This window comes from Saliphagus sp. GCM10025317, from assembly GCF_042663665.1.
Classification (GTDB): Archaea; Halobacteriota; Halobacteria; order Halobacteriales; family Natrialbaceae; genus Natronosalvus.
Genome location: NZ_JBHTAQ010000007.1, coordinates 1,508,008 through 1,520,512, shown reverse-complemented (window position 1 = coordinate 1,520,512; position 12,505 = coordinate 1,508,008). Strand labels below are relative to the sequence as shown.

The window sequence follows — 12,505 nt, the reverse complement described above, 5'->3', positions numbered from 1 at the left end:
CTCCCACCTGCGGATATGACAGCCGTCACGCTCGGCCCCGAGGGGACGTACTCACACCGTGCGACGCGAGCGATCGACGACGACGTCGTCTTCCGCCAGTCGGTCACCGACATCGTCGCCGCCGTCGCCGCCGGCGAGTTCGACCGCGGGGTAATCCCCATCGAGAACAGCATCGAGGGGAGCGTCACCGAGAGCCAGGACGCCCTCGCGGAGTACGATGTCGCCGTCGTCCGCGAGATCGTCACGCCGATCCGCCACGCCCTGCTTGCACAGGGGCCGAACTTCGACACCATCGCCAGCCACTCCCAGGCGCTCGCCCAGTGTCGCGCCTACCTCGAGTCCGAGTACCCCGATGCGACCCTCGAGGCCGTCTCGAGCACGGCCCAGGGCGTCGAATACGCCCGCGAGAACCCCTCCGTCGCGGGCATCGCCCACCCCGCCACGGCGGGCGACGACCTCGAGGTCCTCGCCGCCGACATCCAGGACCAGACGTCGAACGCGACGCGGTTCTTCGCACTCGCACCCGCCTCCGAGCGTTCGGAGGCCGGCGGGAAGACCTCGCTCGTCGTCTATCCGAACGCGAACTACCCCGGACTGCTCCTCGAACTCCTCGAGCCGTTCGCCGACCGCGACATCAACCTGAGCCGAGTCGAGTCCCGCCCAAGCGGCGAGCGACTCGGCGATTACGTCTTCCACATGGACGTCGACGCCGGCCTCTACGAGGAACGTACCCAGGAGGCTCTCGCCGACCTGGAGTCCCTCGCCGAGAGGGGGTGGGTTCGCCGCCTGGGGTCGTACGACCTCGAGCACGTCGTCGACTGAGAATCGCGAGATCCGCTCGACACGACCCTGCCAGTTCTGTCGTCCTCGCCGGGGCACAATTTATCCTCTTCGAGCGCCTATCGACTCGCATGCGACGCAATCCGTTCGACGACCTCGAGGAGATGCTCAACCGAGTCAGCAAGCAGATCGAAACGGGCGTCGGCGGTAACGGCCTCTCGTTTCCGGGTTCGGTCGCTGTCGATGTGGCCGACCACCGCGACGAGTACGTCGTGACAGCCGACCTCCCTGGCTTCGAGACCGAGGACATCGAGCTGACTCTCGTCGAGGGGACGCTCCGCCTCGAGGCCGAACAGGAGACCGACCGCACCGACGAGCACGATCGCTACCTCCGCCGGGAGCGGTCGCACAAGTCGGTCAGTCGACGGCTCCACCTCCCCGAACCGGTCGACGAGGAGTCGATAAAGGCCAACTACAACAACGGCGTGCTGACAGTCACGCTGCCGAAATTGCAGGAGAGCGACGATTCGAAACGCATCGACATCGACTAGGAAACCGCGGATTCAGGCGTTCTCGAAGCGTTTTCATCCAAAAATACGTGCTCGAGCCGTCGGCCTCTCTCGAGCGGGGTGCTGGCGATTCGCGAGTACCGACGGAGGAATATTGACGTGGCGAGGATCGACGCGGGCGTATCGACCGCAAATCCAGAGAGGATCCGGTGACCGGGGTCTGGCCGCCGATTCAGACGAGGACTGCATCAAATGCCTCCAGCCGTTCGATCCGGAAGGCCGCTTCGGTCGTACGAATGACGAACACGTGAGGGCGTTTACCGTGTTCCTCCTGGTAGGGCCGATACGCGAGATCGCGAACGTCGCTCAGAAGGGTCTGAAAGGAGGACCCTCCAGTTTGGGTGCACGCTTCGGCCCCGTCGTTGCGGATCGCGAAGCGAACGAGGCGCTTCGATTCCTCGGTGAGGAACTCGTACGCGACGGTAGCGGTACCGTACCTCGACTCGACGTCCGTTCTCGAGAGTTCTGCGCTCCCCATGCCCACTCGTCTTCACAGCGGCCACGCTCTCGAAGCCACTCGGGCGGGTCCTCGACCGTCGCCGGCTCGTTCTCGGCCTCGTCGGCGCTCGAGAGACAGCCGGAACCGAGCGAGGTGCAAGCGAGAACCCCGACGAGCACGCGGCGCCGTTGCATGGACGTCTGTTTCCGCGGTACTCGAGAAAAACGTTCGGATCAAACGACACGTTTTGTCGAGTTAAACGATACGCCTGGCCGGGTCGGATGCACTCGAGCGGACGACGCGTTTCGACGGCGAAACGGGAAATCGCTCCGGACGGGTCAGATCGGCACGCCGAACGCGCCGACGCCGAGACCCAGGATCGCGTTGAGCACGAACAGAATCACTAGCGCCGACAGCCAGGCGATCACGCCGATGGCTGCGGCGGTCACCCAGCCGCCGGGGTAACGCCAGTTGATCACGGCGATCCAGACGATCAGGGCGATGATCGGCCCCAGGAGCGGAATCCACGAGGTGAGCGCCCAACCGATGGCGCCGACGATGGCCGTCACGATCGCGTGCTCGTAACTGTGAGCGTCGACGACGACGCTTGCGGCGAGGTAAATCGCCAGGCCGCCGACCAGCAGTGCGACGATGAACGCGACCAGTGCGCTGATGAGTGGTGCCATTGTGGTCCGTGATTCCACCGGCGAACGTATATAAAACCGCGACGGTTGCATCGGATTTTGCTCGTTCCATCTCGTTCGAACCTTCCTGCCGACGTATAGCGGTTTCACTCTCGAGAACGGTCCCACTTCGTCCCCTCGAGCTGGTTCGAAACCGAACCGGAACGGAACCCCTGCTTCGGGCGCCCGCCTCGAGGCGAGCGGGAACCGTCCGTTTGTCCACCAATGGAAAGGTATAGAACCTCGCCTCCGCCAATCCTATATAAGCAAATGAGCGACTCGGGATACGACCACGCGACGGTCGAACGACGCTGGCAGGAGGCGTGGGACGACGCGAACGTGTACCGAACGCCCGACGACGTCGAGGATCCGACGTACGTCCTGGGGATGTACCCCTACCCCTCGGGCAAACTCCACATGGGCCACGTTCGAAACTACACGATCACCGACGCCTACGCCCGCTACCGACGGATGCGCGGCGACGACGTGCTCCACCCGATGGGGTGGGACGCCTTCGGCCTCCCGGCCGAGAACGCGGCCAAGGAGCGCGACACCAACCCGCGCGACTGGACGTTCGACTGCATCGACACCATGCGTGGGCAGATGGAATCGATGGGATTCGGCTACGACTGGGGCCGCGAGATCACCACCTGCACCCCCGAGTACTACCGCTGGAACCAGTGGCTGTTCACCCGCTTCCACGAGGAAGGGCTGGTCGAACGCCGCGACGCCGAGGTCAACTGGTGTCCCCACTGCGAGACCGTCCTGGCCGACGAGCAGGTCGAGGGCGAGGCCGAACTCTGCTGGCGCTGTGACACCCCCGTCGAGACCCGCGAACTCGAGCAGTGGTTCCTCCGAATTACGGAGTACGCCGACGAGTTGCTCGAGGCCATCGACGACCTCGAGGGGTGGCCGAACTCGGTCCGACAGATGCAGCGCAACTGGATCGGTCGCCAGCACGGGACCGAACTCGATTTCGAAATCGAAGACCACGGGGACGTCCGGGCATTCACGACCCGCGTCGACACGCTCTTCGGCGCGACCTTCTTCGCGCTCGCTCCGGACCACCCGATCAGCCAGGAACTGGCCGAGGAGGACGAGGAGGTCCGCCACTTTGTCGAACACGAGGCCGATCCCGAGGGCGACGAGCCGAACGGCGTCGCCACCGACCTGTCCGCCACCAACCCAGCCACGGGCGAGGAGATTCCGGTCTACGTCGCCGACTTCGTCCTCTCGGACGTCGGGACCGGCGCGCTGATGGCCGTGCCGGGCCACGACGAGCGCGACCACGCGTTCGCGACGAAGATGGGCGAGGACATCGTTCCCGTCGTCGCTCCCGAACCGGAGAACTGGGATGGCGAGTCCGTGCCCGACGCACCGGACGTGAGTGGGGAAGCCTACACCGACGACGGGGCCCTCGTCAACTCGGGCGAATACTCGGGTCTCGACAGCGAAACCGCACGCGAGCGCCTGACCGAGGATATCGAGAGCGCCGAGCACGCCACCCAGTACCAGCTCAGAGACTGGGGCATCTCGAGGCAGCGCTACTGGGGGACGCCGATTCCGGTCGTCCACTGTGAGGAGTGTGGCCCCGTAATGGTTCCCGAGGAGGATCTGCCCGTCGAGTTACCGGAGTTCATCAACACCACCGGGAACCCGCTGGACGCCGCCGAGGAGTGGAAGGAGACGACCTGTCCCGACTGTGGCGGTCCAGCCGAGCGCGAAACCGACACGATGGACACCTTCGTCGACTCCTCGTGGTACTTCCTGCGGTACGTCTCGCCCGACCTCGAAGATGCTCCCTTCGACCTGGAGCGGGCCAACGACTGGATGCCCGTCGACCAGTACGTCGGCGGCATCGAGCACGCCGTGATGCACCTGCTCTACTCGCGGTTCTTCACGAAGGTGCTCTCCGACCACGAGGGCCTCGAGCACCGCGAGCCGTTCACGAACTTGCTCGCCCAGGGGATGGTCCAGCTCGAGGGTGAGAAGATGTCCAAGTCGAAGGGGAACACCGTCTCGCCCCAGCGGATCGTCGAGGAGTACGGCGCCGACACCGCCCGGCTGTTCATGATGCAGGCCGCTCAGCCCGAGCGCGACTTCGACTGGAGCGAGGAGGGCGTCCGGTCGACCTACGCGTTCCTCACGCGATTGCGGGGATGGTCCAGGACTACATCGCGGACGCGCCCGCGGGCGAGAACGACGCCGTCGCGAGCTACGTCGAGAGCGAAATCGACGCGACGCTCGCCATCGCCACCGAGAAGTACGACGACCTGACGTTCAACCGCGCGCTTCGCGAGACTCAGGATCTGGTCCGAACGCTCCGCCAGTACGCCGACTACGCCGAACCCTACACCGAGACCTACGAGCGCGGGCTGTCGGCCGTCGTTCGGCTACTGGCCCCGGTCGCCCCGCACCTCGCGGAGGACCTCTACGAGCAACTCGAGGGCGAGGACGGCGGCTTCGTCGTCGAGGCCGACTGGCCGACCGCGACAGTCGACCGCGATCACGTCCAGAAGCGCCGCAAACTCGTCGAGAACACTCGCGAGGACGTCCGCCAGATTATCGACGTGGCCGGCATTGACGACCCGCAGGGGATCGACGTCGTCGTCGCCCCCGACTGGAAGTACGACGCCCTCGAGATCGCGATCGAGAGCGACGCGGACAACCTGATCGGCGAACTCATGCAGGAATCGCACATCCGCGAGCAGGGTGACGCTGCCGCGAGTTACGGCCAGGACCTGCAAGTAGAGCGAGAGGCGCTCTCGACGACGCTCGGCCCGGACGAGGAGCACGCGGCTCTCGAGTCGGCCGCCTGGCTAATCGAACGGGAGTTCGACGCGCCAGTCAGCGTGGTTCGCGCCGAAAACGCCGACGATTCGGTGCTCTCGAACGCGGAGCCAGGCCGGCCGGCGATCGAAATCGAGGAGTAGCGCTCGAGATTTTGAATTACCGAGAGACCGAGCCATCGAGACACCGAACCACCGAGCCGCCGAGAAACCGAGAGACCGGGATTGGTGACAGGCCGCGCCTGTCAACACTAGCTCTTTGTCCGTCACTCGAGTAAGCGAAAGCATGAGACGACGACTCGACGCCGACTGCGACGGTCAGCCGAAACGGATCCAACAACCGCCAGTAACGCCGTGGCCAATCGCCCGGTCGACCATCGAGGGATCGACGTGAACCGGCACGCTCGAGGCCGGGATTCCCGAACCGCCACCTCAGAGGAGAGCGACGGCTACGAGCCGCAGGAACTCGAGGCGCGCTGGCGCGAGCGCTGGGCCGAGTCGGGCCGGTACGAGGCCGACCCGGACGGCCGCAGTTCGGGAGAAGCAACGTTCGTGACCGTCCCCTACCCGTACCCGAACGGCGGTATGCACATCGGTCACGCGCGCACGTACACCGTCCCCGACGCGTACGCCCGCTACCGTCGTCAGCGGGGCGACAACGTCCTCTTTCCCATCGCGTGGCACGTCACCGGCACGCCCATCATCGGCGCTGTCGAGCGCCTGAAACGTGGTGACGCCCACCAGCTCGACAGCCTGCGAAACGCCTTCGGGGTGCCCGAGTCCGACCTTTGGGACCTCGAGACGCCGATGGGGTTCGCCCGGTACTTCATCGAGAACCACTACGAGGCGGGAATGCGCCGCCTCGGGCTGTCGATCGACTGGCGCCGCGAGTTCACTACCGAAGACGAGCGCTATTCGCGATTTATCGCCTGGCAGTACGAGACCCTGTACGAGCGCGGCCTCCTCGAGAAGGGGCTGCACCCGGTGAACTACTGTACGAACGAGGAACAGCCGGTCACGACCCACGACATCTACGAGGGCGAGGACGCCGAATTCCAGGAGTACTCGCTGATCGCGTTCCACGCCACGAGTGACGACTCGAGCGGAGCGAACGGCGAGGCGGTACCGGGAGCAGAGAGCGAACGCACCGTCTACCCAATGGCGACCCTGCGCCCCGAGACCGTCCGCGGGGTCACGAACGCCTTCGTCGACCCCGACGCGACCTACGCTCGCGCGAGCGTGGACGGCAGGGAGTGGGTCGTCTCCCTCGAGGCGACCGAGAAACTCGCGTTGCAGGCGCGCGAGGTCGAGGTGCTCGAGACCCTCCCGGGGGCCGAGATCGTTGGCACCCGCGTCCGGAACCCCGTCACCGACGAGGAGATCGTCGTCCTCCCGGCCGAGTTCGTCGACACCGACAGCGCTACCGGCGTCGTCATGTCCGTCCCCGCCCACTCGCCCGACGACTGGGTCGCCCTCGAGGCGGCGAAAGCCCGCGCAGGCGACCTGGTCGAGTACGGTCTCGACCCCGAGGCGGTGCGGGCCATCGAACCGCGGGCCGTCCTGGCCGTCGAAGGCTACGGCGAGTTCCCCGCGGCGGACGCCGTCGCCGAGTACGGCATCGAGTCCGCGAGTGACCCCGCCCTCGAGGCGGCGACCGAGGAGCTGTACACCCGCGAGTTCCACCAGGGCGAATTGAACGAGGAATACGGGGAGTTCGCCGGTGCGGTAATCGAGGACGTCCGCGACGACCTCGACGCTCACTACCGCGAACGGGGAGCCTTCGACGCGATGTACGACTTCGCCGAGACGGTCGTCTGTCGCTGCGGCGGGCGCGTCGAGGTCGCCGAACAGGACACCTGGTTCCTGCGGTACAACGACGCAGCCTGGCGCGAGAAGGCCCACCGGGCCGTCGCGAACCTGGACGCGATTCCCGAGAACACCCGCGAGCAGTACGACCACACGATCGAGTGGCTCGAGGAGTGGCCCTGCATCCGCAACTACGGCCTTGGGACGAGACTGCCGTGGGACGACGAGTTCGTCATCGAACCGCTGTCGGACTCGACCATCTACACAGCCTACTACACCATCGCCCACCGGATCCGAGACGTCCCGGTCGAGGACCTCACGCGAGAGTTCTTCGACGCGCTCTTGCTGGGTCCGGAGTCCGTCGACGAGCCGGACGAGCACGCCCTGGAACTTCGCAAGGAGTTCGAGTACTGGTATCCGGTCGACTATCGGTGCTCGGGCAACGACCTGATCTCGAATCACCTGACGTTCTTCCTCTCCCACCACGCCGAACTGTTCGAGCAGGCGAAGTGGCCCCGGGGAATCACCGTCATGGGCATGGGCCTGCTCGAGGGCGAGTCGATGAGTTCCTCGCGAGGGCACGTCGTCCTCCCTGGGGAAGCCATCGACTGCTACGGGGCCGACACCGTACGTTTCTTCTTGCTCAACAGCGCCGAACCCTGGCAGGACTACGACTGGCGGGCCGAGGCCGTCGTCGCGACGCGCGATCAACTCGAGCGCTTCTGGAACCGTGCCGTGGACCTGATCGACGGACCCGCGGGTGAACGTGACCTCGAGCGGATCGATCGCTGGCTCCTCGCCCACCTCCAGGAGACGGTTCGCGAGGTCACCGACGCGATGGACCGATTCGAGACCCGGAAAGCCAGCCAGAGAGCCTTCTACCGCTTCGAGGAGCACCTGAAGTGGTACCGCCGCCGGACGGACCTCGAACGCGCGGGGGCGCGATGGACCCTTCGTACTGTCCTCGAGACGCGACTGCGCCTGCTCGCGCCCGTCATCCCGTTCACGGCGAACGAACTCCACGAGCGACTGACGGGCGAACCAGCCGAGGACGTGCCGTGGCCCGAGTCGGTGCCCGAATTCGAGGACTCGAGCGTCATCGCCGAGGAACGGCTGGTAACGGCGCTGCTCGAGGACGTTCGCGACATCGTCGAGGTGACCGACACCGATCCCGAGACGATCCGCGTCTACGTCGCGGCCGACTGGAAGCGCGAGGTGTTCGGCACCGTCGTGGAAACCGGTCCGGACCAGGGAGCCGTGATGGAGCAGGTCATGCAAAATCCTGCCCTTCGTGAGCGAGGAGGTGCCGTCAACGACCTCGTTGGCGACCTCGTCTCGTTCGTCCGCGAACGCGAGGATGCCGCACTCGAGACGCTCGCCGGAATCGACGAGCGGGCCGTCTACGAGGCGTCCGCGGGTTTCCTCAAGAGCGAGTTCGACGCCGACGTCGTAATCGACGCCGAGGACGCCGATCCGATCGATCCCGCCGACAAGGCGAGCCAGGCCCGACCGTTTCGCCCGGCGATCTACCTCGAGTAGGCCGTTTTACGGGCGATCCTGTCCGTATTCGTTTCGAACTTACTCGTTCGGAGCGGCGGCCTCTGTGCACTCGTTACCGGTCCGGACTCCGCACACTCTCCCGATTCAGGCTCCCGATCGAGTTCGTATAGCGCTTCGATACATTCACCTGAACTAATTGGTTCCTGAGTGATTTATCCCCGCAGGTAACGTAGAGACGTATATGAATAACGCCGCTGCGACCGACCCCTCGCCGCCGACGAAAGCGCTCGGACCCGTCTCGCTCGGGGGGCTCGCCCGACTGTTTCTCGAACGAGAGGTCGCACTCTCGCATCAACCATGACCGAACAGCGAATCCTGCATCCCGATTCGACGACCGCCGAAACGGAACCGGCGTCCCTCCCTGGCTGCCACACCCCTTCTCGATGGTGTGGCGAGACGGGGCCTTCCTCCACTGGCCCGTCAACCCGGACCGTCTTCGACCGCACGTTCCCGATCGGTTCGACCTCGAGACCTATGAGGACCGGGCCTGGCTCTCGATCGTCCCGTTCGTCCTCGCTCGAGCAGGCGTTCGAGACACGCCGAGCGCGATGCGCGTCACGCGTCCCGAACTCAACCTCCGGACGTACGTTCGCTACCGGGACGTCTCCGGACTGTACTTCTTCAGCATCGACATCGACGGACCATGGCTGGCTTTCCTCGCTCGCAGGGGACTCAACGTCCCCTGCTTCGACGCTCGCCAGCGTGTCGACGGCACTGACGGCCAGGTCGCGTTCTCGAGCGAGCGTGACGACGCCAGCGGTGACTCCGCACGATTCGACGCGGAATACCGACCGATCGCGCCTCCGACTCGAGCGCAGCCCGACTCGCTCACCCACTGGCTCACCGAACGCCGACGGATGCTCGTCCCCTACGGCGATCGAACGCTCGTCGCCGAGATCGCCCACGAACCCTGGTCACTCGCCCCGGCGGAGGTGACGATCCGCGAGAACGACCTATTCGAGGCGGCGGACGTGCCGACGCCCGCGGGCGACCCGCTCGCTCACTACTGCGAGCGACTCGAGATAACGGGGTCGATTCCGCGGTTTCTCTGATCTCGATTTCGGTTCCGGAAGGCGACGGGCGAAACCGAAGGTGAAATACTGCGCGAAACGCAACGATTTTACCGATATGGTCGAGGTCCGCTTCGAAGACGTGCTGGCGGCCCGGGAACGCTTCGACGACGAATCGGTCGTCCGCAAGACACCGCTCGAGTCAAACCGATCGCTGAGCGGAATGGCCGACGCGACGGTGTTCCTGAAGATGGAACACCTCCAGCGAACTGGCTCGTTCAAGACGCGAGGCGCCTACAACAAGCTCGTCCAGGTGGCCGAGGAAGGAACCGTCGACCGCGTCGTCGCCGCCAGCGCGGGCAACCACGCCCAAGGGGTGGCCCTCGCCGCGACCAAGACGGGCCTCGAGTCGACCATCGTCATGCCGAAGAACGCCCCGCAGGCGAAGGTCAACGCCACCCGGAGCTACGGCGGCGAGGTCGAACTCCACGGCAACGACTTCCAGGCGGCGATGGCCCACGCGAAGACGCTCACCGAAGCCGAGAACGTTGGCTTCGTCCACGCCTACGACGACCCCGACATCGTCGCCGGACAGGGGACGCTGGGACTCGAGATCCACGAGGCGCTCCCTGAGGTCGATACCGTCATTGTGCCGATCGGCGGCGGCGGCATGATCGGCGGCATTGCTACCGCGCTCGCCGGCCTCGACCCCGAAATCCGCGTCGTCGGCGTGCAGGCGGATTCCGCCGCGACGGTGCCCGAGAGCCTCGACAAGGGCTTCCCACAGGGGATCGACGATCCGACCACCATCGCCGACGGGATCGCCACGGGCGGCATCTCGGAACTCACCTTCGAGATCATCCGCGAGCACGTCGACGAGGTCGTCACCGTCACCGACGACCAGATTGCCCAGAGCACGCTCGTCCTCCTGGAGCGAGCCAAACAACTCGTCGAGGGGGCCGGGGCGGCCTCGGTCGCGGCCCTGCTCTCTCCCGACCTCGACGTCAGCGGCGAGACCGTCGTTCCGGTGCTCGGCGGCGGCAACATCGACATCTCCATGCTCCAGACGGTCCTGGAGCACGCGCTGACCGACCGCGACCAGCTGTTGCGACTGCGCGTCCGCATCGCCGATCAGCCCGGCAAGATGGAGGAAATCTCGGGCGTGATCTCGGACCTCGGGGCGAACATCCGGACGGTCCGTCACGACCGGGCCGTCGGCAATCTTCGAGTGGGGGAGGCCTACCTCGTCTTTCAGGTCGTCACCAGCGGCCGCGAGCACGCCAGGGAGGTCCTCGACGCGATCGAATCGCGCGGGTACGACGCCACTCGAGTCGACTGACGCCGTCTCGATCGAAGGGACGAGCCGCGTGTCGGTCGGCGCAATACCTGCCCGTTTTTATATCTCGATTGGATTTGCTCAGCATAATGGTCGTCGGAGACATTTCGACTGGAACGGACGTACTCGTCATCGGCGCGGGCCCAGCAGGCTACGTGGCCGCGATTCGGGCCGCCAACTCGACCTCGACGTCACGCTCGTCGAGAAGGAGGCCTACGGGGGAACCTGCCTCAACCACGGCTGTATCCCCTCGAAGGCGCTCATTACCGCCAGCGACCTGGCCCACGAGGCCGGCAACGCTGAGGAGATGGGCATCCACGCCGACCCGGCCATCGACCTCGAGGAATGGTCTCCTGGAAGGACGGCGTCGTCGATCAACTGACCAGCGGCGTCGAGAAGCTCTGTAAGGCCAACGGGGTCAACCTCATGGAGGGCGTCGCCCACTTCGACGGCGAGAACACGGTCCGCGTCTCCCACGGCGGCGAGGGGCAGGGCAGCGAATCCATCGACTTCGAACACGCAATCGTCGCCACCGGCTCTCGCCCGATCGAGATCCCGAACTTCTCCTACGACGACGAGCCCGTACTCAACTCGCGGCAGGCGCTCGCGCTCGATTCGGTCCCCGACTCCCTGATCGTCGTCGGCGCCGGCTACATCGGGATGGAACTCGCGACCGTCTTCGCGAAACTCGGCACCGACGTGACGGTCGTCGAGATGCTCGACGAAGCGCTCAACGGCTTCGACCCCGACCTCGCCCGCCCGGTCAAAAAGCGCGCGAAGGACCTCGGGATCGACTTCCACTTCGGCTACGGGGCCTCCCGCTGGAGCGAGCACGGCAACGGCATTCGCGTCGAGGCCGCCTCCGAAGACGGCGAGGACACGCTCGAGATCGACGCCGAGAAGGTCCTCGTGGCCGTCGGCCGCGCACCCGTCTCCGACACGCTCGAACTCGAGGCCGCCGGCATCGAAACCGACGAACGGGGCTTCATCCCGACTGACGACCGCGGCCGGACGAACGTCGAACACATCTTCGCCGTCGGCGACGTCGCCGGCGAACCGATGCTCGCCCACGCCGGCAGCAAGGAGGGCCAGGTCGCCGCCGAGGTCATCGCCGGCGAACCCTCGGCGCTCGACTACCAGGCGATGCCCGCGGCCGTCTTCACCGACCCCGAAATCGGTACCGTCGGTATGACCGAGATGGAGGCCGAGGAGATGGGCTTTGAGACGGTCGCCGGGAAGTTCCCGTTCCAGGCCAGCGGCCGTGCGCTCACCACGGGCCACACCGACGGCTTCGTCAAGATCGTCGCCGACGAGGACGCCGGGTTCGTTCTGGGCGCCCAGATCGTCGGCCCCGAGGCCTCCGAACTGATCGCCGAACTCGGTCTCGCCATCGAACTCGGAGCCACCCTCGAGGACGTCGCGGCCACGATTCACACCCACCCGACGCTCTCGGAGGCCGTGATGGAAGCCGCCGAGAACGCGCTCGGACACGCGATCCACACGCTGAACCGGTAGGACCGACGAACCAACGAA

At 65.8% G+C, this 12,505-nt stretch carries 7 protein-coding genes and 2 pseudogenes; 7 read left to right on the top strand and 2 right to left on the bottom strand.

Annotated features, from left to right (window positions below):
* Positions 1–15 precede the first annotated feature (15 nt).
* A complete protein-coding gene (gene pheA, locus ACFQS4_RS22145) occupies positions 16–822 on the top strand; it encodes a prephenate dehydratase (protein WP_500196602.1) in 807 nt (268 codons plus the stop codon).
* An 89-nt stretch (positions 823–911) separates the two neighbouring features.
* Positions 912–1,331 carry an Hsp20/alpha crystallin family protein gene (locus ACFQS4_RS22140; RefSeq protein WP_497902120.1) on the top strand — a complete coding sequence of 140 codons (420 nt, stop codon included), beginning with the start codon at positions 912–914 and terminating at the stop codon, positions 1,329–1,331.
* A 190-nt stretch (positions 1,332–1,521) separates the two neighbouring features.
* On the opposite strand, the gene ACFQS4_RS22135 is transcribed toward ACFQS4_RS22140, so the two are convergent.
* Together ACFQS4_RS22135 and ACFQS4_RS22130 are read right to left on the bottom strand one after the other, a co-directional pair.
* Positions 1,522–1,827, bottom strand: a complete 306-nt coding sequence (locus tag ACFQS4_RS22135; RefSeq protein ID WP_500196600.1) for a hypothetical protein — start codon at positions 1,825–1,827, stop codon at positions 1,522–1,524.
* Positions 1,828–2,126: 299 nt separating this feature from the next.
* Positions 2,127–2,474, bottom strand: a complete 348-nt coding sequence (locus tag ACFQS4_RS22130) for a hypothetical protein (RefSeq protein WP_497902118.1) — start codon at positions 2,472–2,474, stop codon at positions 2,127–2,129.
* Between the two features lie 267 nt (positions 2,475–2,741).
* Here ACFQS4_RS22130 and leuS (ACFQS4_RS22125) point away from each other — a divergent pair.
* The 5 genes and pseudogenes from leuS (ACFQS4_RS22125) (at position 2,742) to lpdA (ending at position 12,487) form a co-directional block, all read left to right on the top strand.
* Positions 2,742–5,404: pseudogene (leuS, locus tag ACFQS4_RS22125) on the top strand (leucine--tRNA ligase).
* Positions 5,405–5,650: 246 nt separating this feature from the next.
* Positions 5,651–8,605 (top strand): leucine--tRNA ligase, encoded by a 2,955-nt coding sequence (leuS, locus tag ACFQS4_RS22120; protein ID WP_497902117.1) that lies wholly within the window; start codon positions 5,651–5,653, stop codon positions 8,603–8,605.
* Positions 8,606–9,009: 404 nt separating this feature from the next.
* Entirely contained in the window at positions 9,010–9,678 is a 669-nt protein-coding gene (locus ACFQS4_RS22115; protein WP_500196598.1) for a YqjF family protein, read from the top strand.
* Positions 9,679–9,754: 76 nt separating this feature from the next.
* Complete coding sequence (ilvA, locus tag ACFQS4_RS22110; RefSeq protein WP_500196596.1) at positions 9,755–10,975, top strand: threonine ammonia-lyase; 1,221 nt, start codon at positions 9,755–9,757, stop codon at positions 10,973–10,975.
* Between the two features lie 86 nt (positions 10,976–11,061).
* Positions 11,062–12,487, top strand: a pseudogene (lpdA, locus tag ACFQS4_RS22105) (dihydrolipoyl dehydrogenase).
* The last annotated feature ends 18 nt before the right edge of the window (positions 12,488–12,505 follow it).

Coding starts and splice junctions, on each gene's coding strand:
- pheA (WP_500196602.1), top strand. CDS start 16: ATGACAGCCGTCACGCTCGGCCCCGAGGGGACGTACTCACACCGTGCG.
- ACFQS4_RS22140 (WP_497902120.1), top strand. CDS start 912: ATGCGACGCAATCCGTTCGACGACCTCGAGGAGATGCTCAACCGAGTC.
- ACFQS4_RS22135 (WP_500196600.1), bottom strand. CDS start 1,827: ATGGGGAGCGCAGAACTCTCGAGAACGGACGTCGAGTCGAGGTACGGT.
- ACFQS4_RS22130 (WP_497902118.1), bottom strand. CDS start 2,474: ATGGCACCACTCATCAGCGCACTGGTCGCGTTCATCGTCGCACTGCTG.
- ACFQS4_RS22115 (WP_500196598.1), top strand. CDS start 9,010: ATGGTGTGGCGAGACGGGGCCTTCCTCCACTGGCCCGTCAACCCGGAC.
- ilvA (WP_500196596.1), top strand. CDS start 9,755: ATGGTCGAGGTCCGCTTCGAAGACGTGCTGGCGGCCCGGGAACGCTTC.